The sequence below is a fragment of the Streptomyces actinomycinicus genome (assembly GCF_016741775.1).
GTDB lineage: Bacteria > Actinomycetota > Actinomycetes > Streptomycetales > Streptomycetaceae > Streptomyces > Streptomyces actinomycinicus.
Genome location: NZ_JAERRK010000014.1, coordinates 46,016 through 71,002 on the forward strand (window position 1 = coordinate 46,016; position 24,987 = coordinate 71,002).

General features: G+C 72.4%; 20 protein-coding genes. 13 read left to right on the forward strand and 7 right to left on the reverse strand.

The features are described 5' to 3' along the window. Window positions 1-250 precede the first annotated feature (250 nt). Both JK359_RS24615 and JK359_RS24620 read left to right on the forward strand, forming a co-directional pair. A complete protein-coding gene (locus JK359_RS24615; protein WP_201839685.1) occupies window positions 251-937 on the forward strand; it encodes a response regulator transcription factor in 687 nt (228 codons plus the stop codon). 9 nt (window positions 938-946) lie between these two features. After that, window positions 947-2,374 carry a sensor histidine kinase gene (locus JK359_RS24620; protein WP_201839688.1) on the forward strand — a complete coding sequence of 476 codons (1,428 nt, stop codon included), beginning with the start codon at window positions 947-949 and terminating at the stop codon, window positions 2,372-2,374. Window positions 2,375-2,415: 41 nt separating this feature from the next. Here the strand turns inward: JK359_RS24620 and JK359_RS24625 are convergent, their stop codons facing one another. Further along, entirely contained in the window at window positions 2,416-3,414 is a 999-nt protein-coding gene (locus JK359_RS24625; protein WP_201839691.1) for a TAXI family TRAP transporter solute-binding subunit, read from the reverse strand. Between the two features lie 107 nt (window positions 3,415-3,521). On the opposite strand from JK359_RS24625, the gene JK359_RS24630 reads away from it, so the two are divergent. After that, a complete protein-coding gene (locus tag JK359_RS24630) occupies window positions 3,522-3,929 on the forward strand; it encodes a pyrophosphohydrolase domain-containing protein (RefSeq protein WP_201839694.1) in 408 nt (135 codons plus the stop codon). A 15-nt stretch (window positions 3,930-3,944) separates the two neighbouring features. On the opposite strand, the gene JK359_RS24635 is transcribed toward JK359_RS24630, so the two are convergent. From JK359_RS24635 to JK359_RS24645, 3 genes are all read right to left on the reverse strand, one after another. Then, window positions 3,945-5,381: a hypothetical protein gene (locus tag JK359_RS24635; RefSeq protein WP_201839696.1), complete on the reverse strand. Its 1,437-nt coding sequence runs from the start codon at window positions 5,379-5,381 to the stop codon at window positions 3,945-3,947. Between the two features lie 194 nt (window positions 5,382-5,575). After that, window positions 5,576-6,019: a MarR family winged helix-turn-helix transcriptional regulator gene (locus JK359_RS24640; protein WP_201839706.1), complete on the reverse strand. Its 444-nt coding sequence runs from the start codon at window positions 6,017-6,019 to the stop codon at window positions 5,576-5,578. Between the two features lie 46 nt (window positions 6,020-6,065). Beyond that, complete coding sequence (locus tag JK359_RS24645) at window positions 6,066-6,425, reverse strand: DUF6204 family protein (RefSeq protein WP_201839708.1); 360 nt, start codon at window positions 6,423-6,425, stop codon at window positions 6,066-6,068. Between the two features lie 168 nt (window positions 6,426-6,593). Between JK359_RS24645 and miaB the strand changes: the two genes are divergently transcribed. Together miaB and JK359_RS24655 are read left to right on the forward strand one after the other, a co-directional pair. Further along, window positions 6,594-8,120 (forward strand): tRNA (N6-isopentenyl adenosine(37)-C2)-methylthiotransferase MiaB, encoded by a 1,527-nt coding sequence (gene miaB / locus JK359_RS24650; protein WP_201839716.1) that lies wholly within the window; start codon window positions 6,594-6,596, stop codon window positions 8,118-8,120. Window positions 8,121-8,662: 542 nt separating this feature from the next. Continuing rightward, complete coding sequence (locus JK359_RS24655) at window positions 8,663-9,376, forward strand: class III extradiol dioxygenase subunit B-like domain-containing protein (RefSeq protein WP_201839718.1); 714 nt, start codon at window positions 8,663-8,665, stop codon at window positions 9,374-9,376. 366 nt (window positions 9,377-9,742) lie between these two features. Here the strand turns inward: JK359_RS24655 and JK359_RS24660 are convergent, their stop codons facing one another. Both JK359_RS24660 and JK359_RS24665 read right to left on the reverse strand, forming a co-directional pair. Next, complete coding sequence (locus tag JK359_RS24660; RefSeq protein ID WP_201839719.1) at window positions 9,743-10,021, reverse strand: antitoxin; 279 nt, start codon at window positions 10,019-10,021, stop codon at window positions 9,743-9,745. Window positions 10,022-10,045: 24 nt separating this feature from the next. Then, the gene (locus JK359_RS24665) at window positions 10,046-10,411 is read right to left on the reverse strand and encodes a hypothetical protein (RefSeq protein ID WP_201839721.1); all 366 of its coding nucleotides are present in this window, start codon (window positions 10,409-10,411) and stop codon (window positions 10,046-10,048) included. A 184-nt stretch (window positions 10,412-10,595) separates the two neighbouring features. On the opposite strand from JK359_RS24665, the gene miaA reads away from it, so the two are divergent. From miaA to hflX, 6 genes are all read left to right on the forward strand, one after another. Continuing rightward, window positions 10,596-11,534, forward strand: a complete 939-nt coding sequence (gene miaA, locus JK359_RS24670; protein ID WP_201839723.1) for a tRNA (adenosine(37)-N6)-dimethylallyltransferase MiaA — start codon at window positions 10,596-10,598, stop codon at window positions 11,532-11,534. Between the two features lie 108 nt (window positions 11,535-11,642). Continuing rightward, a complete protein-coding gene (locus JK359_RS24675) occupies window positions 11,643-12,266 on the forward strand; it encodes a hypothetical protein (protein ID WP_201840012.1) in 624 nt (207 codons plus the stop codon). Window positions 12,267-12,464: 198 nt separating this feature from the next. After that, the gene (gene dapF, locus JK359_RS24680; protein WP_201839726.1) at window positions 12,465-13,334 is read left to right on the forward strand and encodes a diaminopimelate epimerase; all 870 of its coding nucleotides are present in this window, start codon (window positions 12,465-12,467) and stop codon (window positions 13,332-13,334) included. A 284-nt stretch (window positions 13,335-13,618) separates the two neighbouring features. Then, window positions 13,619-16,006, forward strand: a complete 2,388-nt coding sequence (locus JK359_RS24685) for a RelA/SpoT family protein (RefSeq protein ID WP_201839728.1) — start codon at window positions 13,619-13,621, stop codon at window positions 16,004-16,006. A 200-nt stretch (window positions 16,007-16,206) separates the two neighbouring features. Beyond that, on the forward strand, window positions 16,207-17,709 hold the full coding sequence (locus JK359_RS24690) for a M1 family metallopeptidase (protein WP_201839730.1): 1,503 nt from the start codon (window positions 16,207-16,209) through the stop codon (window positions 17,707-17,709). A 159-nt stretch (window positions 17,710-17,868) separates the two neighbouring features. Beyond that, on the forward strand, window positions 17,869-19,359 hold the full coding sequence (gene hflX / locus JK359_RS24695) for a GTPase HflX (RefSeq protein ID WP_201839740.1): 1,491 nt from the start codon (window positions 17,869-17,871) through the stop codon (window positions 19,357-19,359). Between the two features lie 55 nt (window positions 19,360-19,414). On the opposite strand, the gene JK359_RS24700 is transcribed toward hflX, so the two are convergent. Next, window positions 19,415-20,644, reverse strand: coding sequence for a trypsin-like serine peptidase (locus JK359_RS24700; RefSeq protein ID WP_201839742.1), 1,230 nt, complete (start codon window positions 20,642-20,644; stop codon window positions 19,415-19,417). A 432-nt stretch (window positions 20,645-21,076) separates the two neighbouring features. Between JK359_RS24700 and JK359_RS24705 the strand changes: the two genes are divergently transcribed. Continuing rightward, on the forward strand, window positions 21,077-22,546 hold the full coding sequence (locus JK359_RS24705) for a diaminobutyrate--2-oxoglutarate transaminase family protein (RefSeq protein WP_372445467.1): 1,470 nt from the start codon (window positions 21,077-21,079) through the stop codon (window positions 22,544-22,546). Window positions 22,547-22,819: 273 nt separating this feature from the next. After that, window positions 22,820-24,940, forward strand: coding sequence for an IucA/IucC family protein (locus tag JK359_RS24710; protein WP_201839754.1), 2,121 nt, complete (start codon window positions 22,820-22,822; stop codon window positions 24,938-24,940). Window positions 24,941-24,987: the final 47 nt, after the last annotated feature.

The following is a 24,987-nucleotide window of genomic DNA, read 5'->3' on the forward strand; positions in this document are numbered from 1 at the left end:
GGGCTGTGACCTGCGTCATCACATCTGAGGGAGATCTGAGCATCACGATCCGATAGCAAACGGACACGTGTCGTAGCACTTGTCACCTGCGCGCGTATCGGCCGGGTAACGGAAGTGGCGGGCAACCCGAACCCTCTTGACGCCGTCCTTATCCATCGGCGTCACTGCCATGGTGCACGCGCGCGTGCCCGCGATCTACAAGCCGGACGGAAACCGAGACCGTACGACCGCTGAACCGGAGGGGGCCGGGATGAGACTGCTGCTCGTCGAGGACGACAACCACGTCGCCGCGGCCCTGTCGGCCGTGCTCGCGCGACACGGCTTTCACGTCACCCACGCGCGCAGCGGCGAGGAAGCCCTCCAGGCACTCGTCCCCGAGGGCGCCAACTTCGGGGTCGTCCTGCTCGACCTCGGTCTGCCCGACCAGGACGGCTACGAGGTCTGCGGCAAGATCCGCAAGCGCACCAGCACCCCGGTGATCATGGTCACCGCGCGCTCCGACGTCCGCTCCCGCATCCACGGGCTCAACCTGGGCGCCGACGACTACGTCGTGAAGCCCTACGACACCGGGGAACTCCTCGCCAGGATCCACGCCGTCAGCCGGCGCAGCGTCCACGAGGACGCCGTGACCGGCGGAGACAGCGCCCTGCACCTCGGTTCCATGCGCATCGAACTGCCCACTCGGCAGGTCAGCGTGGACGGCGCCGTGATCCAGCTGACCCGCAAGGAGTTCGATCTGCTGGCCCTGCTCGCCCAGCGGCCGGGAGTCGTCTTCCGGCGGGAACAGATCATCAGCGAGGTCTGGCGCACCAGTTGGGAGGGCACCGGCCGCACCCTGGAGGTGCACGTCGCCTCCCTGCGCGCCAAACTGCGCATGCCCGCGCTGATCGAGACCGTACGCGGCGTCGGCTACCGGCTCGTCGCCCCGGCCGCCTAGCGGGGACGGGTGCGCACACGCCTTCTCCCGCTCCTCATCGTCCTGCTGGCCGCCGTGCTGCTCGCGCTCGGCGTCCCGCTCGCCGTCAGCGTGGCCGCCGCCCAGCAGCAGCGGGTCGTCGTCGACCGGATCGACGACACGGCACGCTTCGCGGCGCTCGCCCAGTTCGTCACCGACGGGCCGGGCGGCCCCCAGCTCACGCCCACGGACGAGCGCTGGGAGACGCTGCGCAGCGAACTGCAGAGCTACTACGGCGTCTACGGCATCCGCGCGGGCGTCTTCTACCGCAACGGCTCGGCGATGGCCAACGCACCCGGCGACTGGTTCGTACCGCCGACGGGGGAGTTCCGCCGCGCGTTCGACGAGGCGCTGCTCAGCCGGCGCAGCCACGACCCGCGACAGGTGTGGCCCTGGCAGCGCGGCCGGCTGATCGTCGCTTCGCCGGTGATCCGGGACGGGGACGTCGTGGCGGTCGTGGTCACCGACTCGCCCACCGGGCAGGTACGGTCCCGGATCCTGCGCGGCTGGCTGTTCATCGGGGCCGGCGAGATCGCGGCCATGCTGCTCGCCGTCGGCGCGGCACTGCGGCTGACCGGCTGGGTGCTCAGGCCGGTACGGGTCCTGGACGCCACCACCCACGACATCGCCACCGGGCGCCTGAAGTCCCGGGTGGCGGCAGCCGGAGGACCGCCGGAACTCAGACGTCTGGCCCGCTCGTTCAACGAGATGGCGGACAACGTCGAGGCCGTGCTGGAGCAGCAGCGCGCCTTCGTCGCCGACGCCTCGCACCAGCTGCGCAACCCGCTCGCGGCGCTGCTGCTGCGCATCGAACTGCTGGCTCTGGAACTCCCCGAGGACAACGCGGAGATCGCCTCGGTCCGCACCGAGGGCAAGCGGCTCGCGCAGGTGCTGGACGACCTGCTCGACCTCGCCCTGGCCGAGCACGCCGAGGCCGACCTGGAGCTGACCGACGTCGGTGCGCTCGCCGAGGAGCGGGTTGCCGCCTGGACACCGGCCGCCGACGCTCAGGGCGTCCGGCTGACCGGGGACTGCCCGCCCACCACCGCCTGGGCGGACCCGATAGCCCTGTCCAGCGCCCTGGACGCGGTGATCGACAACGCCGTGAAGTTCACCCCGGAGGGCGGCACGGTGGAGGTGACCGTCTCCGCCGACGGCGACACCTCGACGGTCGTCGTCACGGACACCGGCCCCGGACTCACCGACGAGGAACTCGCGCGCGTGGGCGACCGTTTCTGGCGCAGCGGACGGCACCAGAACGTGAAGGGCTCGGGCCTGGGACTGTCCATCAGCCGTGCCCTGCTCGCGGCGGCCGGCGGCTCGATCGACTACGCCCACCACGAGCCACGGGGCTTGCGGGTGACGGTCACGGTGCCGCGGCACGGCCGGACCGGGACGGGTTCGCCGGGCGCCCTCTAGGCCCACGGTCCGCAGGCTCGTCCGGCAGGGGGAGGCGATTCCTAGGGCTTCATCGACCGGTAGTAGCGCCGGGCGCCCTCCTGCAGGGGCAGCGGGTCGGTGTAGATGGCGGTGCGCAGGTCCACCAGCTGGGCGGAGTGGACGTGGGCGCCGATGCCGTCGCGGCTGTTGATCACCGTACGGGTCACCCATTCGGTCAGCCGGGGATCCATGTCCGCCCGGGTCATCAGCAGGTTGGACACCGCGATGGTGGGCACCTGAGCGCCCAACTGCACGTGCGGGTACGCCGACTCCGGGATGTTGGTGGCCCGGTAGTAGCGCGCCCCCTCGCCCTCGGAGTGCAGCCTGGTGATGAGGGCGTCGTCGATCGGCACGAACCGGAACGCGGCCTCCTTCGCCAGCCCGGTCAGCCCTTTGGTGGGCAGGCCGCCCGACCAGAAGAAGGCGTCGATCTTCCCTTCCTGCAGCCGCGCGGGGCCGATGTCGATGCCGTCCGCCACCGGGGTGATGTCCTTGCGCGGGTCGATCCCGGCGGAGCGGAGCACCCGGTCGGCGATCAGCCGCACCCCGGAATCGGGCAGCCCGGTCGCCACCCGCTTGTGCCGCAGGTCTGCGACGCTCTGGATGTCCGAACCGCGGGGCACGATGAGATGCACGTAGTCGTCGTAGAGCCGGGCCACACCGCGCAGCCGTCCGGCACCGCTGCCGTGCCGCAGTTCGTACGCCGCCACCGCGTCGGCCGCCGCGATGGTGAAGTCGGCCTTCCCGGTGGCCACCCGCTGGACGTTCTGCTGGGAACCGGCGCTGGTGAGCAGCTTCACCTTCAGGCCCGGCATGTCCCTGCCCAGCTCGGTGCGCAGCCGTTCGCCGTACTCCTGGTAGACCCCGCGGGACGAACCGGTGCTGAACACGATCGTGCCGCTCGGCGGCTTCTCGCCCAGGGGCAGCAGCCACCACAGCAGCAGCCCGAGGGCCACGACACCGGCGGTTGCGCCCTGCAGAGCCCGACGCCTGCTGATTCGGGGGAAGACCTGGGACATGCGGCGATCCTGCCAGGCGGCGCGCCACCCTGACCAGGGCCGGGGTCACTCCGGGCCGGTTCGGCGGGCGGCCGGGCGTTGTCAGTGGCGGCCGCTAGGGTCGCCGTATGAGTTCTTCGCCCGCCGACCTCGTCCGTGAGTTCCACCGTGCCTTCGGCCTCGACGCCCGCAGTACGCCGACGGAGGTGGACGCCGAACTGGCCGCGCAGCGCGGGGAACTGCTCGCGGAGGAGGCCGCCGAGGTCGCCGAGGTCGCGGTCGGGGGGCCACTCGACCGGCTCGCGCACGAGCTGGCCGACGTGGTGTACGTGGCGTACGGCACGGCCCTGGTCCACGGCATCGACCTCGACGAGGTGATCGCCGAGATCCATCACGCCAACATGAGCAAGCGCGGCCCGGACGGGCAGATCGCCCGCCGGGCCGACGGCAAGGTCCTCAAGGGGGACCACTACCGGGCGCCGGACGTGTCGGCCGTGCTGCGCCGCCAGGGCTGGGCACCGGGCGGCGCGGCCTGACACCGGTGCCGGTGCCTACGAGGACAGTGAGCCGCCCGCCAGTTTCCACTCGCGGTGCAGGCTGCCCAGGGGAATGGAGCGCTGGATGACCGGTGTGCCGAAGATCGACAACTGGAGCCGCAGGGTGCCGGACAGATCGACGCCGCCGTACACGCCCCAGGTGCCCTCCGCCTTGGGCGCGCTGCCGTCGGTGGCGGCGGTGACGGTGCCGGAGGCCTCGCCGCGCAGGTACGGGGCCAGGTCGGCGGTGACGCCGACGGCGCCGTAGAGGCCGACCGTGGCCTCGGCGCCGAGCGAGGTCTTCACGCTGCCGGCGGTGGTGAGGGAGGCACGCACCGGTGTGCTGGTCATGTTCGAGGAGCTGACCGGGGTCCATCCCCGGGCCAGGCCGAAGGTGCCGCCCGCCTTGAAGTCGCCCTTCAGGCTCTGTTCGACGTCGACGGTGACGCGGCCGTCGGCGCTGATCTGGAAGTAGCAGGTCAGATCGAGGTTGACGACGACGGGGACCGGGCCGACCTGCAGCACGGGGTCGGCGTGCAGCTTGGCGAACGGGATCCGCAAGGGGGTGCCGGTGGCCGCGGCCGCCCGTCCCCTGACCGCCCAGCCGGAGGACCAGTCGCCGGACACACCGAGGTACGCGGAGCCGGGCGGCGCGTCCGTCCCGGCGCCGCCGTAGGAGAAGTCGACCTGCGGGGCGACCTGGACGAAGCCGTTCACCGATGCGGTGGCCGAGGCCGGGGCGCCCTCGGCCGTCGGCACCGAGGCGCTCACGTCCAGCCGGAGGCTGCCCAGCGGCACCGTCGCACCCTTGGGTCCGGCGTGCACGTCACCGGCCTTCGACCAGGACACCTTCACATCGGGCAACAGCTTGTCCACCGCGAAGGAGGACGGGTCGACCGGCACGGCACCCTTCGCCGTGTCGTCGCCCAGCAGCGCGTTGAGCGTGGCGGGTTCGGTCTGCACCTCCGTGCCGCCGTCGGTCTCGCCGACCACCTTGGTGACCTTCGCGAGCAGCCCGTGCGGAGCGCCGGGCGCGGGCGCGCTGGCGATCACGTCGCCCACCGCGGCCCGGTGCGGGGCACTGGGCGAGGCGGTGGCGGAAGCGCCGGCGGAAGAGCTGGGTGAACCTGATGAACTCCCCTTGCCCTTCGGCTTGTCGGAGAGGACGGCCCGCCGCGTGTGGCTGTCGTAGGCGCTGATGGCGAGCGGGCTCTTGTGGGCCTGCCGCCCGGGTCCGGCCGGGCTGGCCGTCGCCGTCGCGGTGGTCTTGGGAGCGGCTGCGACGGCGAGCGAGTGGTCCGTGCCGTCGGTGGTCCGGGCGTCGGCCTGGATCTGCCGGGCGTGTCCGGCGGCCGGCTGTTCCTCGGCCTGCGGCGAGGCCGAGGAACAGGCTGCCGCGAGGAACAGAGAGGTCACGGCGAAAGCGGGCAGCAGGGCACGTCTGTGCCTCATGCGTCTGCGCAAGGTCTGTCCTGTGAGAGTGGGGGGTGGCAGAGAGGTACCGGAGAACAGGGTCTACTCGCAGGTAGAACCGGCCGGTAACTCGATGACGGCCATGAGCTTGCCATGATCGCGTGCAGACCCCTGCACAATCCGGCCACAACCCAACGTGACCTGTACCACGGTGAGTTGACGGGTGGAGAGGCTCAGCGGTCCGTCAGGCCCGTGCCGCCCAGCCGGGTCAGCAGGTCCGCGAGCAGCGCGATGTCCTCCGGTCCCCACGCCCCGCCGGCGAAGACCTCGGCGGCGGTCTCCTCCGCCGTGGCCAGCATCTCCGCCAGTCGCTGCCGACCGGTCCCGGTCAGCGCTGCGTAGGCCACGCGCGCGTCCCGGACGTCCCGCTCGCGGGTCACCAGCCCGATCCGCTCCAGCGGAGCCAGCCCGCGTGTGACCCCGGAGGCGGTCAGCCCCAGCGCGTCGGCCAGGTCGACCCGGCGCATCCGGCCGCCGGGTGCCTGCCCCAGCCGGAGCAGCAGGGTGAAGTCGGCGAGGCTGACACCGTGCAGCCCGCCGAGCCGCGCGTCGAACCGGCGAACGAGCGCGGCCTGGGCCCGTACCAGCCGCAGCGACGCGTCCAGGGCCTCACTCATGCCCGCGCACCCCCGAATCCCTTGCGATCTCCTTGACTACTCAAGTTTATGCGCCGTGAGAACGGGCGGCGCGGCGCTGACGCTTGCTCAGGGGGGCCAGGGAGAGGTCCTCGGCAGTGCTCCGCAGGCGCTTGAAGCCGTAGCCGCCCTCGTTCAGCCAGGCCTTCGCCGCCTCCTCGGCCTGCTCGGTGGCGTCGAGGATGTCCTCCTCTTCCTCGCCGGCGGCGGAGAAGCGGAAGACGAAGGCGGGCCGGGCGGCGATGTCGTAGGTGAGGGTGCCCTCGGCGGTGTAGGCGGCGCGCAGGGCGTCGTGTTCGGCGGCGTCGGCCAGCAGAGCGGCACGCTGCGCCTCGGTGAGGGAGTCGAAGACGCCACGGACGGTGATACGGAAGGTTCGCGTACTCATTCGGCGACCTTAGGCACAGCGGGGCGGCCTCCTCCACCGGGTTTCCGCCGCCGCCTCAGCATCCCGGCCGCCACAGCGCCCCGCCCGGATTCCGACGGGTGCCCCACGCATCCCGCCCCCCGAGGATCGGCGGCAGGGGCTGTCCGAGGGACCGCCTACCCTTGATGCATGACCAGCAGCAGCGACCGGAGCCCGGCAGTGGACGTTCCCTCCCCCAAGAGTTACGAGATCCGCACCTACGGGTGCCAGATGAACGTCCACGACTCCGAGCGATTGGCCGGCCTGCTCGAGGACGCCGGTTACGTGCGCGCGCCCGAGGGCTCCGACGGCGACGCCGACGTGGTGGTCTTCAACACCTGCGCGGTCCGCGAGAACGCCGACAACCGGCTCTACGGCAACCTCGGCCGCCTCGCGCCGAAGAAGGCCTCGCACCCCGGGATGCAGATCGCGGTCGGCGGCTGTCTCGCACAGAAGGACCGCGACACCATCGTGAAGAAGGCGCCCTGGGTGGACGTCGTCTTCGGCACGCACAACATCGGCAAGCTGCCCGTCCTGCTGGAGCGCGCCCGCGTCCAGGAGGAGGCGCAGGTCGAGATCGCCGAGTCCCTGGAGGCCTTCCCCTCCACGCTGCCGACCCGACGCGAGAGCGCCTACGCGGCCTGGGTGTCGATCTCCGTCGGCTGCAACAACACCTGTACCTTCTGCATCGTCCCGGCCCTGCGCGGCAAGGAGAAGGACCGCCGCCCCGGCGACATCCTCGCCGAGGTCGAGACGCTGGTCGCCGAGGGCGTCTCCGAGATCACGCTGCTCGGCCAGAACGTCAACGCCTACGGCTCCGACATCGGCGACCGCGAGGCCTTCAGCAAGCTGCTGCGCGCCTGCGGGAACATCGAGGGCCTGGAGCGGGTCCGCTTCACCTCCCCGCACCCGCGCGACTTCACCGACGACGTGATCGCGGCCATGGCCGAGACCCCCAACGTGATGCCGCAGCTGCACATGCCGCTGCAGTCCGGTTCGGACACGGTCCTGAAGGCGATGCGCCGCTCGTACCGCCAGGAGCGCTACCTCGGGATCATCGAGAAGGTGCGCGCCGCCATCCCGCACGCCGCGATCACCACCGACATCATCGTGGGCTTCCCCGGCGAGACGGAGGAGGACTTCGAGCAGACGCTGCACGTCGTCCGCGAGGCCCGCTTCGCCCAGGCCTTCACCTTCCAGTACTCCAAGCGCCCCGGCACCCCCGCCGCGACCATGGAGGACCAGATCCCCAAGGCGGTCGTCCAGGCGCGCTACGAGCGGCTGGTCGCGCTCCAGGAGGAGATCTCCTGGGAGGAGAACAAGAAGCAGGTCGGCCGCACGCTGGAGCTGATGGTCGCCGAGGGCGAGGGCCGCAAGGACGGTGCCACCCACCGCCTGTCCGGCCGTGCCCCCGACAACCGCCTGGTCCACTTCACCAAGCCGGAGCAGGAGGTGCGCCCCGGCGACGTCGTCACGGTCGAGGTCACCTACGCCGCCCCGCACCACCTCCTCGCCGAGGGCCCCGTCCTCGGGGTACGCCGTACGCGCGCGGGCGACGCCTGGGAGAAGCGCAACGCCGCGGAGGCCGCCAAGCCGGCGGGCGTCATGCTCGGCCTCCCGAAGATCGGCGTCCCGGCCCCGCTGCCGGCGGCCACGACCGGTTGCGGCTGCGACTGAGGCGGGGCGCCCCCGCTGCCGCCCGTCCGGGTCTGAGGACCGCCGCCCACGGCATCGCGTGCGGAGAACACGTTCGCCGGTCGTACCCCGCGGGGGTGCGTGCGGGTGGGCGCGCCGGTGCGCGCCGGTGGTGAGTGATCGGTGGGTGCGCTGATGGTGAGTGGTCGGGTGGGTGCGCTGCTGGGGTGCGTGCGGGTGGGCGCGCCGGTGGTGAGCGACTGGTGGGTGTGCAGATGGTGAGTGGTCGGGTGGGTGCGCTGCTGGGGTGCGTGCGGGTGGGCGCGCGGGTGGTGAGCGATCGGTGGGTGCGCTGATGGCGGTGCGTGCGGGGCGGGCGTGCCGATGGACGCCGGTCGGACCTGCCGGCAGAGGGGTGCCGGACGGATCCGCCGGCAGAAGGGTGTCAGGCCGGTGCGCCGATGCAGCGTGCCGGACGGACGTGTGGACCGAGGTGCACCAGAAGGTCACGCCGAACGCGGCGTACCGGGCGGACGCGCCGACCGGGGCGTGACGCGCGGTTTGCTCGGGTTACCCTGCCGATCATGCTTGTCGCCGCAGCCGTCCTGCCCTGCCCTCCGCTGCTCGTACCCGAGGTGGCCGCGGGCGCCGCACCCGAACTGGATGCCGCGCGCGCGGCCTGCGCGGACGCGCTCGGCGTGCTCGCCGCCGCCCGCCCGGACCTGCTGGTGGTCATCGGCTCCGCCGACCCGGCCGGTCAGGGCTCGTTCCCACAGGGCACGGCGGGCTCGTTCCGCGGGTTCGGAGTCGACGTGGACGTACGCCTCGGCGCAGCCCCGCACCCCGTCCCCGGACCCGAGCTGCCGCCCTCGCTGGCCGTCGCCGGCTGGCTGCTGGAGCGCACCGGCTGGGCCGACGCCCCGATCGAGGGGCTCGGCGTGGACGCCTCCCTGCCGCCCGAGCGGTGTGCCGGGACGGGAAGGGAACTGGGCGCGCGGGCCGGGCGGGTGGCGCTGCTGGTGATGGGAGACGCCAGCGCCTGCCGCACGCTCAAGGCGCCCGGGTACCTGGACGACCGCGCGGCACCCTTCGACGCGGAGGTGGCACGGGCGCTCGGCGCGGCGGACCTGGCGGCCCTGCGCGCCCTGGACCCCGCGCTGGCCCACGAACTGAAGGCCTCCGGCCGCGCCCCCTGGCAGATCCTGGCCGGTGCGGCCGAACATGCCGACCTCACCGGCGCCCTGCTGTACGAGGACGCCCCGTACGGCGTGGGCTACCTGGTCGCGACCTGGTCCTGACACCGGCCACGGCACCCCCCACTCGCCCGACGACCCCAGCCCCCGGCCTTCGGCTCCGGGCTCCGGCTCCGTGCTCCGGCCTTCGGCTCCGGGTTCCGGCCTTCGGCTCCGGGTTCCGGCCTTCGGCTCCGGGTTCCGGCCTTCGGCCCCCGGCCTTCGGCTCCGGGTTCCGGGCTTCGGCCCCCGGCCTTCGGCTCCGGGCTTCGGCCTTCGGCTCCGGTCCGGGCAGACTCTTCTGCGCATGAGGCGGCGGGCGGCCGGGAGAGGTTCCTCTCCGCGACCGTCCGCCGTACCGCCGGTCTCCGTACCGCCGTCCGCCGTATCGCCGTACCGCCGGTCTCCGCTGCGCCGCCGCACGCGGAAGCGTCACGAAGCCGGTGGCGGGCCCTCCGGGCGGGTGGGGGGCATCGGGTCACCGGCCGGAGCCTCCGGGCCGCCCTTGTGCGCGAGGCGGTCCATCGCACCCTTGGCCTTGCCCGTGCCCGCCTGGATCTTGTCGCTGTACTTGCCCTTGGTCCGCTCGTCGACGGCCTTGGCGGCCTTGTCGATACCGTGCTGAACCTTGTCCCCGTGCTGCCGCGCGAGGTCCGACACCTTGTCCCTGGCCGGGCCGAGCTTGGCCTTCATGTTGTCCATCAGACCCATGGTCCACCTTCCCTCGCGGGCCAGTTACCTGCGGGCGCCCTCGCCGGCCTCGCTGTCGGCGACCTCCTCGGCGGACTGCTGCCGGGGGATCCCGGCACCCTCGGACGCGTCGTCCGTTCCGGCGTCAGGCCGCGCGGCGACCTCCGCGTGCCCGTCCCCGTCCGTCCCCAGCGCCTCCGCCGCCTCGGCTGCCTCCGCCTCGGCTCCCTTCGCCTCGGCCGACTCCACCGACTCCGCCGACGCCACCGACTCCGCCGGCTTCTTCGACTTCTCCGGCTTCTCCGTCCGCTCCGCCTCGGCTCCGCCCGGCTCCTCGCCGGTCTGCGCCGCGACGTCCGACACCTCCGGAGTCGTCTTCGACCTGCCGAGGAGTCGTGCAAAAACGCCCATATCCACTCCATACGGTACTCGTGCGGGCGAATTCCCGCGTTGCCCGGTGCGTAAGGTTGCGCCGCCCGGGTCACCACTTCCGGCAACCGCCGCAGGCGGCACCACGTCCCGGGCAACGACCCGGGGTGTACACCGTCACGTAACTCGTTCGAGACCCCGCCAGAAGGTTTGCGAAACTGGTGCGGTGAGCAGTGCACCCCTCGCCCCCCGCGTCATCGCCGTCGTCGGACCCACCGCGGCCGGTAAGTCCGATCTCGGCGTCTTCCTCGCCCAGCAGCTGGGCGGCGAGATCGTCAACGCCGACTCCATGCAGCTCTACCGGGGGATGGACATCGGTACCGCCAAGCTGACGCCCGAGGAGCGCGGCGGCATCCCGCACCACCTGCTGGACATCTGGGACGTGACGGTCACCGCCTCGGTCGCCGAGTACCAGAAACTGGCCCGCGCCCGGATCGACGCGCTGCTCGCCGACGGCCGCTGGCCGATCCTGGTCGGCGGCTCCGGCCTGTACGTCCGCGGTGCCGTCGACAACCTGGACTTCCCCGGTACCGACCCCGAGGTCCGGGCCCGCCTGGAGGAGGAACTGGCACTGCGCGGCTCCGGCGCGCTGCACGCCCGCCTCGCCGCCGCCGACCCGGAGGCCGCCCGCGCGATCCTGCCGAGCAACGGTCGCCGTATCGTCCGGGCCCTCGAAGTGATCGAGATCACCGGCCAGCCCTTCACGGCCAACCTGCCCGGTCACGACTCCGTCTACGACACCCTGCAGATCGGCGTCGACGTGGCCCGTCCGGAACTGGACGACCGCATCGCGCGGCGCGTCGACCGGATGTGGGACGCGGGCCTCGTGGACGAGGTGCGCGCACTGGAGGCGCAGGGTCTGCGCGAGGGGCGCACGGCGTCACGCGCCCTCGGCTACCAGCAGGTTCTCGCGGCGCTCACCGGCACGTGCACCGAAGCGGAAGCGAGGGCCGAGACCGTCCGCGCCACCAAACGCTTCGCGCGCCGCCAGGATTCGTGGTTCAGGCGCGACCCCCGGGTGCACTGGTTGAGTGGGGCCGCGGTGGACCGTGGGGAACTTCCGCAGCAGGCCTTGGCGTTGGTCGAACGACCGGTTACAGCCTGATCACGTGATGGCATCGGGATGCGCCGCCGGTCATCCCGGCCTTCGGTGCCGTGCCATCATCGAGCTTCGATCGACCAAGTGGAGTCCTAGTTGGGAGGGCGCGTGGCGATGGAGGCCGGCCCTCGCGACACCGCACAAGGTGCCGAGCACGTCACCACGGAGAGTGACGAGCTGGACCGTGCTGCGGACCGTCCGACCGAGGACCGTCTGACCGACGAGCGGCTCCCGGACGACCGTCCGGCCGAGGACCGTCCCCTCGACGGCGACCTCGTCGAGGAGCGTCTGACCGACGAGCGGTTCCCCGGGGACCGTCTGACCGAGGACGGGCCGGACGAGGCGGTGGGCGGAGTGACGGCCGACGGACCCGCGCCCGAGGAGATGTACCCGAGCGGCCCGGAGGTCGAGGTCGAGCTGCGCCCGCAGCGCCGGCTGCGCATCTGGCAGCTCGCACCCATCGTGGGACTCTCCGCGGTCGGCTCCCTGATGTTCGCCTTCCCGCTCGCCTTCGACTTCGGTGACAGCGGCGCGGTCATCGCCATGCTCGGCCTGCTGATCTGCTCCTGCGCGGCCGGCTGGGGCATGATGGCCGCCCGCCGGGTGGGCTACACCTGGCCGGGCCTGCCGCCCCGTGGCTCGGGTCGCCGCCCGGACTGGCGTGTCGTCCTCGGGTACGTCCTGCTGGTCGCCGTGGTCGCGATCCTCGCCGTCTGGCGGGTCGCAAGACTCCGCTGAAGCGATCCCGTCCGGGCGCGGCGACTGCCTGAAGCTTCCCCGCACGGACCCCGGGAACTGCGCGTGAAGTTCTCCACGGGGCCCTGCACCGCGCATGAAGGCTCTCCACGGGGGCCCTTGGCACCGCGCGTGAGGCATCTCCACACGGCCCCCGCCCCGTCTCCCATCGGCCGTGCGGGCGGAGCGTACCCTCGAGGAATGAGCACAAGGATCGCCTTCCTCAAGGGTCACGGCACCGAGAACGACTTCGTGATCGTCCCCGACCCCGAGAACGCCATCGAGCTGTCCCCGGCCGCCGTCGCCGCCCTGTGCGACCGCCGGGCCGGTATCGGCGGTGACGGCGTGCTGCACGTCGTGCGGTCCGCGGCGCACCCGGAGGCCAGGCACATGGCCGCCGAGGCCGAATGGTTCATGGACTACCGCAACGGCGACGGCTCGGTCGCCGAGATGTGCGGCAACGGGGTCCGGGTGTTCGCGCGCTACCTCCAGTACGCCGGGCACGTGGGCGGAGGTGACCTCGCGATCGCCACGCGCGCGGGCGTGAAGCCCGTCCACATCGCCAAGGACGGTGACGTCACCGTCGCCATGGGCCGCGCCCGCCTCCCCGAAGGGGACGTCACGGTGACGGTCGACGAGCGCAGCTGGACCGCGCGCAACGTGAACATGGGCAATCCGCACGCGGTGGCCTTCGTCGACGACCTCGCACACGCGGGCGACCTGTACGCCGCGCCGCCGGTGAGCCCCGCGACCGCTTACCCGGACGGGGTCAACGTCGAGTTCGTCGTCGACCGCGGCCCCCGGCACGTCGCGATGCGGGTGCACGAGCGCGGCTCCGGCGAGACCCGCTCGTGCGGCACGGGAGCGTGTGCGGTCGCCGTGGCCGCGGCCCGCCGCGACGGTGCCGACCCGGCCGTCACCGGAACGCCGGCCACCTACACCGTCGACCTGCCCGGCGGCCGACTCGTCATCACCGAGCGGCCCGACGGCGAGATCGAGATGACCGGGCCCGCCGTGATCGTCGCCGCGGGTGAGATCGACGCCGAGTGGCTGGAAAGCGCCCTCCGCTGACCTGGCAGAGCAAGGCCGGCGCGGGCTGCGGACGCTCGGATCTGCGGTTTCCTCCGGCCGGGTCCGTTCAAATCCCCGGCGCCGCGGGGGACATGTGGCGCAAACCCTTAAACCTCGTTTCCTTCGCTCGAATGGGTGATCCGTTTCACGCTCGGCGAGAGGCGGTCGGTCGTACGTGGTGGGCTCGATAGCATCAAGCACCGGCACGGACGGGGGAACGTCGCCATCCCTGAGCCGCGTACGCCCTGGGGCCCCGTCCGCCGGTCCACGAGCCGGAGGTGCCCATGAGTGCGGAGGCCACGAACCCTGCGACCCCTGGCCCGGTATCGCCGACAGCGCCTCAGGCGTCGGCGGTGCCCGCGGTGGCGGGCGCCGTAGGCACGGCCACGACAGGCACGACGACCCGCAGAAAGTCCCGGCCGCGGATCGACCTGCGCCGGCTCGGCCGGGCCGCGCTGCTCGGCCCGGCCGTCCGCGGCAAGCTGCCCGACGCCATCGGCCACGTGGTGGACGCCCACCGGGCCCACTATCCCGACGCGGACCTCGAACCCCTGCGCCGCGCCTACGTGCTCGCTGAGTCCTCGCACCGCGGCCAGATGCGCAAGAGCGGCGAGCCCTACATCACGCACCCGCTCGCCGTGACCCTGATCCTCGCCGAACTCGGCGCCGAGACGACCACGTTGACGGCCTCCCTGCTCCACGACACCGTCGAGGACACGGAGGTGACGCTGGACCAGGTGCGGGAACAGTTCGGCGAGGAAGTGCGTTATCTGGTCGACGGCGTCACGAAACTGGAGAAGGTCGACTACGGAGCCGCCGCCGAGCCGGAGACCTTCCGCAAGATGCTCGTCGCCACCGGCAGCGACGTGCGCGTGATGTCGATCAAACTCGCCGACCGCCTGCACAACATGCGCACGCTCGGTGTGATGCGCCCCGAGAAACAGGCGCGGATCGCCAAGGTCACCCGTGACGTCCTCATCCCGCTCGCCGAACGCCTCGGCGTGCAGGCGCTGAAGACCGAGCTGGAGGACCTGGTCTTCGCCATCCTGCACCCCGAGGAGTACGAGCACACAAGAGAACTCATCGCCGAGAACGCCGCCCGCTCCGGCGACCCCCTCGCCGAGGTCGCCGACGAGGTCCGCGACGTGCTGCGCGAGGCCGACATCCCGGCCGAAGTACTCATCCGGCCCCGGCACTTCGTCTCCGTCCACCGCGTGGCCCGCAAACGCGGACAGCTCCGCGGCACCGACTTCGGCCGGCTGCTGGTGCTGGTGAACGAGGACGCGGACTGTTACGGCGTCCTCGGCGAACTGCACACGTGCATGACCCCGGTGGTCTCCGAGTTCAAGGACTTCATCGCCGTACCGAAGTTCAACCTCTACCAGTCCCTGCACACCGCGGTCGCCCGGACCGACGGCCAGGTCGTCGAGGTGCTCATCCGCACTCACCAGATGCACAAGGTCGCCGAGGCCGGTGTCGTCGCGCTCGGCAACCCCTACGCTCCAGGCTCCGACGACCCCGCCGACGGCGAGCGCGCCGACCCTACGCGCCCCGGCTGGCTCTCCCGCCTCCTCGACTGGCAGCAGGCCGCCCCCGACCCCGACACCTTCTGGTCCACCCTGCGCGAGGACCTCGCCCAGGACCGGGAGATCACCGTCTTCCGTCCCGACGGCGGCGCCCTCGGCCTGCCCGAGGGCGCCAGCTGCGTGGACGCCGCGTACGCGCAGTACGGCGAGGACGCACACGCCTGCATCGGTGCCCGCGTCAATGGCCGCCTGGCCACCCTCAGCACCGTCCTGCGCGACGGCGACACCGTCCAGCTCCTGATGGGCCAGGACCCGGCCTCCGAGCCCTCCCGCGAATGGCTGGAGCACGCCCACACCCCGGCCGCCCGCATCGCGATCCAGCGCTGGCTGGCGACGCACCCCGGCGCCCACGGGGAGGAGGCGGCCGGCCCCGGGACCGAGGCCGCCGAGGGGACCGGCAGCCGCCCGTCAGCCGCCACCCGGGCCTCGGCCGCCAGGGGGGCCGGGATCCGTCCCTCCGCTGCCGAGGAGGCCGGCGTACGGGCGCAAGCGGCGCTGGACAGCGTTGTCCGCACGGAGGCCGCCGAAGGGGCTCCGCCCGCCCGCCCCGTGGACAGCGCCCCCACCGGCCGCCCCGTGGACAGGACCTCCGCCGCCCGTGCCGCGAGCCGCGCCCCCGCCGCCCGGCCCCGGCGCGCCGACGTCCTCGCGGACCGGCCCGGGGCCGCCGTACGGCTCGCCGGGTGCTGCACCCCCGTACCGCCGGACGAGATCACCGGGTTCACGGTCCGCGGGGGAGCGGTGACCGTGCACCGCGTGGGATGCGCCGCGGTGGAGCACATGAAGAGCCGGGGGCGCGCGGAGATCGGTGTGCGTTGGGGGGACACCGCCGAATGCCGGGTCACCCTGGTCGCTGAATCGTTCGGCCGCCCCCATCTGCTCGCCGACCTCACCGAGGCGATCGCGCTGGAGGGCGCCGAGATCGTCTCCGCCACCGTCGAACCGCCCACCCAGCAGCGGGTGCGCCACACCTACACCCTCCAGCTCCCCGACGCGGCCCACCTCCCCGCCCTGATGCGCGCCATGCGGGACGTCCCCGGGGTGTACGACGTGAGCCGGGCCCAGCACCAGGCACCGGCTTCCTGAACCCCCGGCACCAGGCACCGGCTTCCTGAAGGCCCAGCACCAGGCACCGGCTTCCTGAAGCCCCGGCACCAGGCACCGGCTTCCTGAAGCCCCGGCACCAGGCACCGGCTTCCTGAAGACGGCGTCCCCGGCCAACCCGTTCGGGTGGGCCGGGCGCGCGTCGCCGCAGTGACGCCCGCCCGCCCTGGTAGCGATGGGCCATGTTGCTCACCCCACGCCACCGGTCCCGGCCGAGGATCTCCCGGCCCCGGAAGACGGCCCTCCTCGCCTCCGCCGTCTCCGTCTGCCTCGTCGCCGCCGCGGCCCCCGCCGAGCCCCTCGGCGTCGGCGACCGGCTCTTCCCTCATCTGGGCAACCCCGGCTACGACGTGGCGTCGTACGACATCTCCTTCAGTTATCCGGGCACCCATGACAAGCCGCTGCAGGCCGTCACCACCATCGACGCCTGGACCACCACCGACCTGGACCGCATCAACCTCGACTTCGCGCACGGCACCGTGCAGTCCGTGGAGGTCGACGGGCGTCCCGCCCGCTTCGCCGGCGCCGACGAGGACCTGGTCGTGACCCCGGAGGCCCCCCTCTCCCAGGGCAGCTGGACCCGGATCACCGTGCGGCACACCAGCGATCCCGTCCCCGGCAAGGACCAGGACGGCGGCTGGGTGCGCACCGCGGACGGCCTCGCCATGGCGAACCAGGCCGACGCGGCCCACCTGGTCTTCCCGTGCAACGACCACCCGTCCGACAAGGCGATGTTCACCTTCCGGATCACCGCCCCGAACGGATATACGGCCGTGGCCAACGGTCTGCCCGCCGGAGCGGACCGCATCGGCCGCACCACCACCTGGACCTACCGCACCCAGCACCCCATGGCCACCGAACTCGCCCAGGTGTCCATCGGCCGCTCCGCCGTGGTCCGCCGCGACGGTCCGCACGGACTGCCCGTCCGTGACGTCGTCCCCGCAGACGACCGCAAGGCCCTCGAACCGTGGCTCGCCAAGACACCCGGCCAGATCGCCTGGCTGGAGGGCAAGGTCGGCCGGTACCCGTTCGAGACCTACGGCGTGCTCATGGCACAGGCGGCCACGGGCTTCGAACTGGAGACCCAGACCCTCTCCCTCTTCGAGAAGACCCTGTTCACCGAGTCCGCCTACCCGAAGTGGTACGTCGAGTCGGTCATGGTCCACGAGCTGTCCCACCAGTGGTTCGGCGACAGCGTCACCCCCCGCAGCTGGTCCGACGTCTGGCTGAACGAGGGGCACGCCACCTGGTACGAGGCGCTGTACGCCGAGGAGACCGCGCACCGGACCATGGAGGACCGGATGAGGGCCGCCTACGGAGCCTCCGACCGCTGGCGCGAGGCCGGCGGCCCGCCCGCCCTGCCCAAGCCGCCCGCCCCCGGCCAGAAGATCAGCATCTTCCGGCCGAACATCTACGACGGTGCCGCGCTCGTGCTCTACGCCCTGCGCCAGGAGATCGGCCGGCCCGCGTTCGAGCGGCTGGAACGGCTCTGGGTCCAGGAACACCGGGACGCCACCGCCACCACCGCCGACTTCGTCCGGCTGGCCTCAGCCGTCGCCGGCCACGACCTGACCGGCTTCTTCAGGGACTGGCTGTACGCCGAGAAGACCCCGCCGATGCCAGGCCACCCGGAATGGAAACCCACGGCCCAGGCCGCCCCGGCCCAGCCGCGCATCGCGCGATAACCCGATGACGAGACGTGCCGTACCGTGCGACCATCTACAGGTCGGCGCGTACGGGCGACACGGGAATCTCCCGGGGTACTCGTACGTTGAACACCACGAGCGGTCCTGGTGACCGCCGTACCGACGCCGCAACGGCACTCTCATCGACGTAAGGATCCAATGACCTCCTCTTCTTCCCCTTCCCAGGACACCAAGCGCCTCGCGCACGCCTATCCCGAGGGTCTCCGGGCCGATGCCCTGATGGAAGAGGACGTCGCCTGGAGCTACGAGATCGACGGTGAGCGGGACGGCGAGCAGTTCGACCGCTCCGAGCGTGCCGCCCTGCGCCGGGTGGCGGGCCTCTCCACCGAGCTGGAGGACGTCACCGAGGTCGAGTACCGCCAGCTCCGCCTGGAGCGGGTCGTGCTCGTCGGTGTGTGGACCACCGGCACCGCGCAGGACGCCGACAACTCCCTCGCGGAGCTGGCCGCCCTCGCGGAGACCGCGGGCGCGCTCGTGCTCGACGGCGTCATCCAGCGCCGCGACAAGCCCGACGCGGCCACCTACATCGGCTCCGGCAAGGCCCAGGAGCTGCGCGACATCGTCCTCGAAACGGGCGCGGACACCGTCATCTGCGACGGTGAGCTGAGCCCCGGCCAGCTGATCCAGCTGGAGGACGTCGTCAAGGTCAAGGTCATCGACCGTACGGCCCTGATCCTGGACATCTTCGCCCAGCACGCCAAGTCCCGGGAGGGCAAGGCGCAGGTCGCCCTCGCGCAGATGCAGTACATGCTGCCGAGGCTGCGAGGCTGGGGTCAGTCGCTGTCCCGGCAGATGGGTGGCGGTCGCGGCGGCCTCGCCACGCGTGGTCCCGGTGAGACCAAGATCGAGACGGACCGGCGCAGGATCCGCGAGAAGATGGCGAAGATGCGCCGGGAGATCGCGGACATGAAGACCGGCCGTGAGATCAAGCGCCAGGAGCGCCGGCGCAACAAGGTGCCGTCCGTCGCCATCGCGGGCTACACCAACGCAGGCAAGTCCTCCCTGCTCAACCGGCTCACGGGCGCGGGCGTCCTGGTCGAGAACGCCCTGTTCGCGACCCTGGACCCGACCGTCCGCCGCGCGGAGACCCCGAGCGGCCGGCTGTACACGCTCGCCGACACCGTCGGCTTCGTCCGACATCTGCCGCACCACCTGGTCGAGGCGTTCCGCTCCACCATGGAGGAGGTCGGTGACTCCGACCTCATCCTGCACGTGGTGGACGGCTCGCACCCGGACCCGGAGGAGCAGCTCGCCGCCGTGCGCGAGGTGATCCGGGACGTCGGCGCCACCGACGTGCCCGAGATCGTCGTGATCAACAAGGCGGACGCGGCCGACCCGCTGGCACTCCAGCGGCTGCTGCGGATCGAGAAGCGCTCCATCGCCATCTCGGCCCGCACCGGCCTGGGCATCGAGGAACTGCTCGCCCTGATCGACAACGATCTGCCCCGCCCCTCCGTCGAGGTCGAGGCGCTTGTGCCCTACACGCACGGCAAGCTGGTCGCCCGCGCCCACACCGAGGGCGAGGTGATCTCCGAGGAGCACACCGCGGAGGGCACCCTGCTCAAGGTCCGGGTGCACGAGGAACTGGCGGCGGACCTGGCCCCGTACGTACCGGTCTCCACGGCCTGACCCACGGCAGCACGAAGGCCCGCCACCCCGTCCGGGTGGCGGGCCTTCGCCATGCTCACTGTCCGGCGAACTGCTTGCTCACCGAGTCGTACACACCCTTGGCCACGTCACCCAGCCGCGGGCCGGCCAGCCAGCCCGAACTCACCGGGCCGATGGACGTGTTGGACACCAGCGCCGGCTTGCCGTCCGCGCCCGTCGCCACCCAGCCGCCGCCGGACGAACCACCGGTCATCGTGCAGCCGATCCGGTACATCGTCGGAGCGTCCTGGTCGATGGACAGCCGGCCCGGCTTGTCCTGGCACTGGTACAGCAGCCGGCCGTCGTACGGAGCCGCTGCCGGATACCCGGACGCCGTGATGCTCTTGACCTCGGGCACCGCCGGCGCGGCGAAGTTCACGGGCAGCGCCCCGCCGACGGTCTCCTCCAGCGACTTGCCGCCGCTGCCCTGCTCGGGGGTCACATGGATGACCGCGAAGTCGTACGGAGCGCCGTTGCCGCCCGTCTCACCGCCCTCGCTGATCCACTGCTGCGAGGTCTTCGCCGCGTCGGCCCACCACAGGCCGTACGGAGCCACCTCGGAGCGGGGGGCGTTCTCGAAGTCGGCGGCGGACTTGCCCTGGTTGTTGTAGGACGGCACGAAGGCGATGTTGCGGAACCAGCCGCCCTTCTTGCCGGCGTGCACACAGTGACCCGCCGTCCAGATGAGGTTGGACTTGCCGGGGTGCGCCGGGTCCGTCACGACCGTCGCCGAGCAGACCATGGTGCCTTCCGGGGCGTCGAAGAACACCTTGCCCGACAGGGCCGCGTTGCTGTGGTACGGCGGCGCCACCGCCTGCGCCTGAACGGGCTGCGGCGTCGGGTCCGTCACCCCCTGGTCACCGGAGATGTCGTTCTCGTCGACGCCCTTGTCCGGGTCGTCGGCGTCCCGCATCCGGTCCGGGTCCCACAGGCCCTGGATGACCGGGTTGATGAAGTCGTTGGCCTCGCGCAGCCAGTCTTCCTTGTTCCAGTCCTTCCAGGCGCCTTTCTTCCACTTGTCGATGTCGATCCCGTGATCCTTGAGCCGCTGCTTGAGGTCCTCCGGGATGTGCACCTTGCCGTCGCCGGTACCGCCCGCGGCAGCGCCGACGGTCGGGTCGCCGCCGGCATTGTCGTCACCGTCGTCGTTGCAGGCGGCGGCGGTCATCGCCAGCGCCGAGACGAGGGCGACCGCCGTCAGCGCGCGGGAGGCACGGCGTCGGCCCCTCCCTCCCCGAACGGTGGACGACGGCCGTATGGATCGCATGCTCTTGACTCCCCCTGCTGTGAAGGAACTCGACGCTGTGGATGCGTCACCGGTGCGGATCCCACGAGGAGTTCACGCCGGTCCCACATCCTTCTGGAACGGCATCACACCCTATGCGGTCGCTGTGGGGGAGTTCCGATGGAACGGCAACGGTTCGGCTACAAGCCGCCTGACCTGGCACTCGGCAGGGAGACGGGTGTGACGGCGGAGACGGACAGGGCCTGCCCGTGCTCCGCGTGACCGAGACAGCCCGCGGGCAGTCCGGCGCCTGGACGGCACCCACGAGCAGTCACGGCAAAGATCGCGGCACTGATCTCCGCGCAACCCGTAACCCGATGAACGCTCCGCGGTTGTAGGGGGTGGGGGGCCTGCTGCCTGTGACCGGTCCCCATGGATCAACTCGCCTCTGGACAGCGGGGAGGACAGCGCGCCGTGGCCGTTACGGAGTCGATGGCAGGAGGTGCACCCGGGGAAGCGGGGGCCGTGCACGAGGGGATCCTGAGACGCCAGTCGGCGCGTGAGTCCTCGGCGCGCACCTATGCCCGTGCCCTGCCCATCGTGCCCGTCCGGGCGAGGGGGCTCACCATCGAGGGCGCCGACGGCCGCCGTTACCTGGACTGCCTCTCCGGCGCCGGCACCCTCGCCCTCGGCCACAACCACCCGGTCGTGCTGGAAGCCATCCGCAGGGTCCTCGACTCCGGCGCCCCGCTCTCCGTCCTCGACCTCGCCACGCCCGTCAAGGACGCCTTCATCACCGAACTGTTCCGCACCCTTCCGCCCGGCCTCGCCGGCCGCGCCCGCGTCCAGTTCTGCGGACCGGCGGGCACCGACGCCGTCGAGGCCGCCCTCAAACTCGTGCGGGCCGCGACCGGCCGCACCGGCATCCTCGCCTTCACCGGCGCCTACCACGGCATGACCGCCGGCGCCCTGGCCGCCTCCGGCGGCGCCTCCGACGTCCAGGTCACCCGGCTGCCCTACCCCCAGGACTACCGCTGTCCCTTCGGCGTCGGCGGCCCCCGCGGCGCCGAACTCGCCGCCCGCTGGACCGAGTCCCTTCTCGACGACCCCAAGTCCGGCGTACCGCTGCCCGCCGGGATGATCCTCGAACCCGTCCAGGGCGAGGGCGGAGTCATCCCCTCCCCGGACGACTGGCTGCGCCGCATGCGTCACCTCACCGCGGTCCGATCCGTCCCCCTCATCGCCGACGAGATCCAGACCGGTGTCGGCCGGACCGGCGCCTTCTGGGCCGTCGACCACAGCGGCATCACCCCCGACGTCATGGTCCTGTCCAAGGCCATCGGCGGCAGCCTCCCACTGGCCGTGATCGTCTACCGCGGCGACCTGGACGTCTGGCAGCCCGGCGCCCACGCCGGCACCTTCCGCGGCAACCAGCTCGCCATGGCCGCGGGCACCGCCACCCTGGCCCACGTCCGCGAGAACGGCCTCGCCGACCGAGCCGCCGCCCTCGGCCACCGCATGCTGTTCCAGCTCGCTGCTCTCGCCGACCGGTTCCCCTGCGTGGGTGAAGTCCGAGGGCGCGGACTCATGATCGGGCTCGAACTGGTCGACCCGGAAGCCGACGGGGCCGCTTCCCGCACCGGATCCACCGCCGCCCATCTCACCGCACCGGCCGAGCCGCAGCCCACCCGCACCCCCCACCCCGCCTCGCCCGACCTCGCCGCCGCCGTGCAGCGGGAGTGTCTCGAGCGCGGGCTGATCGTCGAGCTGGGGGGCCGTCACGCGTCCGTCGTCCGGCTGCTTCCCCCGCTGACGATCAGCGACGAACAGGCCACGGCCGTACTCGACCGCCTGACCGACGCGGTGGAGGCCGTGGCACGCCGGCACGAGGCCGAGGGCCCACCCCAGCAGCGACGTCAGGGCCCAGCCGAGCGCGCGGGCTGAGCACCGTTCTTGCCGCACCCGCCCGCCGGCACCACTCGCCGGTCCGTCGTCCCGCTCCATCCAGACTCGCCCCCTTCCCGGGCTTCCACACCGACACCGACCGTCGGTGAACAGCCTCACAGCCCGCTCGTTCTCGCCCCGCTCCTCCGCCCGCTTCCCACCCACCCGGCCTTCCGGCGCCGCCCCGGGCAGCCGCTGGCCGGCCGAGGCAACGGCGACCGAGCACCCGACGGAACGTGCCGCCCCGCCTCACCCCAGCCCCGAGGAACCGCCATGAACGCCACCCCCTCTCCCGACGGCAGCTCCGGCGTCCCCGACGAACCAGGAGGCTCCGGCGCACCGCCCTCCCGGGTTCCGCTCACCGAGTCGGTTCCCCAGCAGAAGCGGCGGGACGCGGACCTCACACGACGGACGGAGCCCGGCGCCGACCCGCTGGAGGACCCCGACCCCCACACCGCCGGCCAGGCCGCCGCCGTGGAGAACCTCCTGCGCTGCTGGGTCCGCGAGAACGGCCTCGCCGCCCCCACGACAGGCAGCCTCCGCATCCCGATGCCCGCCAGCGGCACCGCCCTGGTCGCACCGGTTCGCTACTGGTCCCCCACGGGCTGGCACCGCTTCGGCCCACCCCGCTTCCCCCACGCACCCGAGTCCGCGCCGACCGTCGACGCCGTCACCCTCGCCGCACTGCTCGGGAGGGAATCAGCGGGCACCAGCGGCCCCGCCGACGGCACCACGGCCCCCGGCGCCACTGCCACCGGCCCAGGCCTTGACCTCGGTTCCAGCGCGGACCCCGGCCTCGGCTCCGGCCCCGGTCCCGTCCCCGGCCCGACCCACAGCTCCCGCCCCGGCCCCGGTCTCGTCCCCGGCCCTGATATCGGCCCCCGTCTCGATACCGGTACCGGAGGCGGCCGCCCCGGCACCGGTGACGGCGGTGATCTCGTGGCAAGAGTGGCCGACTCCGCCCGCCGCACCGCGACCTTCATCCGCCACCGGCGTGGCCACCCCACCGACCACCCCGACCTCTTCCTCAGCGCCGAACAGGCACTCCTCCTCGGGCATCCGCTGCACCCGACGCCGAAGAGCCGGGAAGGCCTGACCGAAACGGAAGCCGACCGGTACTCACCGGAGCTGCGCGGCTCCTTCCCCCTCCACTGGCTGGCTGTCGCCCCCTCTCTCCTCGCCACCGACTCGGCCTGGACCGAACGCGGCCGTCCCGTCGCCGCCGCCGACCTCGCCCGACGTCTCGCCGGCACCGCCCTGCCCCTGCCCGACGGCTACACCGCCCTGCCGCTGCACCCCTGGCAGGCGCGCGAGGTACGCCACCGTGTCTGCGTCGCCGCACTGTTCGACTCCGGCCTCCTGAGCGACCTCGGCCCGCTTGGGGCTCCCTGGCACCCCACCTCCTCCGTACGAACCGTCCACCAGCCCGGCGCCCCGGCGATGCTCAAGCTGTCGCTGGGCCTGCGCATCACCAACTCCCGTCGGGAGAACCTCCGCAAGGAACTCCACCGCGGAGTGGAGGTGCACCGGCTGCTGCGCACCGGTCTGGCCAAGCAGTGGCAGGCCGCACACCCCGGCTTCGACATCGTCCGCGACCCGGCCTGGCTCGCCGTCGACGACCCGGACGGCCTGGCCGTGCCGGGACTCGAGGTGATGATCCGGCACAACCCGTTCGGCCCCGCCGACGACGTCGGCTGCGTCGCCGGGCTCGTCTCGCCCCGCCCCGTCACCGGACCGACCCCCAACCCGGCAAGCCCACCGGCGGCTTGGCCGCTGCGGTCCCGCCTGGCCCAGCTCGTCGAACGGCTCGCCGCACGCACCGGCCGGCCCGTCGGCGCCGTCGCCACGGAGTGGTTCCTGCGATACCTGGAGCACGTCGTCCGGCCCGTACTCTGGCTGGACGCCGAAGCAGGCATCGCCCTGGAAGCCCACCAGCAGAACACCCTGCTCCTGCTGGACCGCGAGGGCTGGCCCGCCGGCGGCCGCTACCGCGACAACCAGGGGTACTACTTCCGCGAGTCCCGGCGATCCGACCTGGACGCCCGGCTGCCCGGCATCGGCGAGCACAGCGACACCTTTGTCACCGACGAGGTCACCGACGAACGCTTCGCCTACTACCTCGCCATCAACAACGTACTGGGGCTGATCGGCGCCTTCGGCTCCCAGCGCCTCGCCGACGAGCGACTGCTCCTCGCGGCGTTCCGCCGATTCCTCGCCGACCTCGCCTCGGGACCCGCCCCGCTGCGCACCTCGCTGCCCGGTCTCCTGCTCGACTCACCCGTCCTGCGCTGCAAGGCCAACCTGCTGACCCGGCTGCACGGCCTCGACGAACTCGTGGGACCCGTCGACACCCAGTCCGTCTACGTCACCATCGCCAACCCCCTTCATTCCTGAGCGAAACACCTCACCGCACCACCCGAGCGGACCGCACCCTCAGCGAA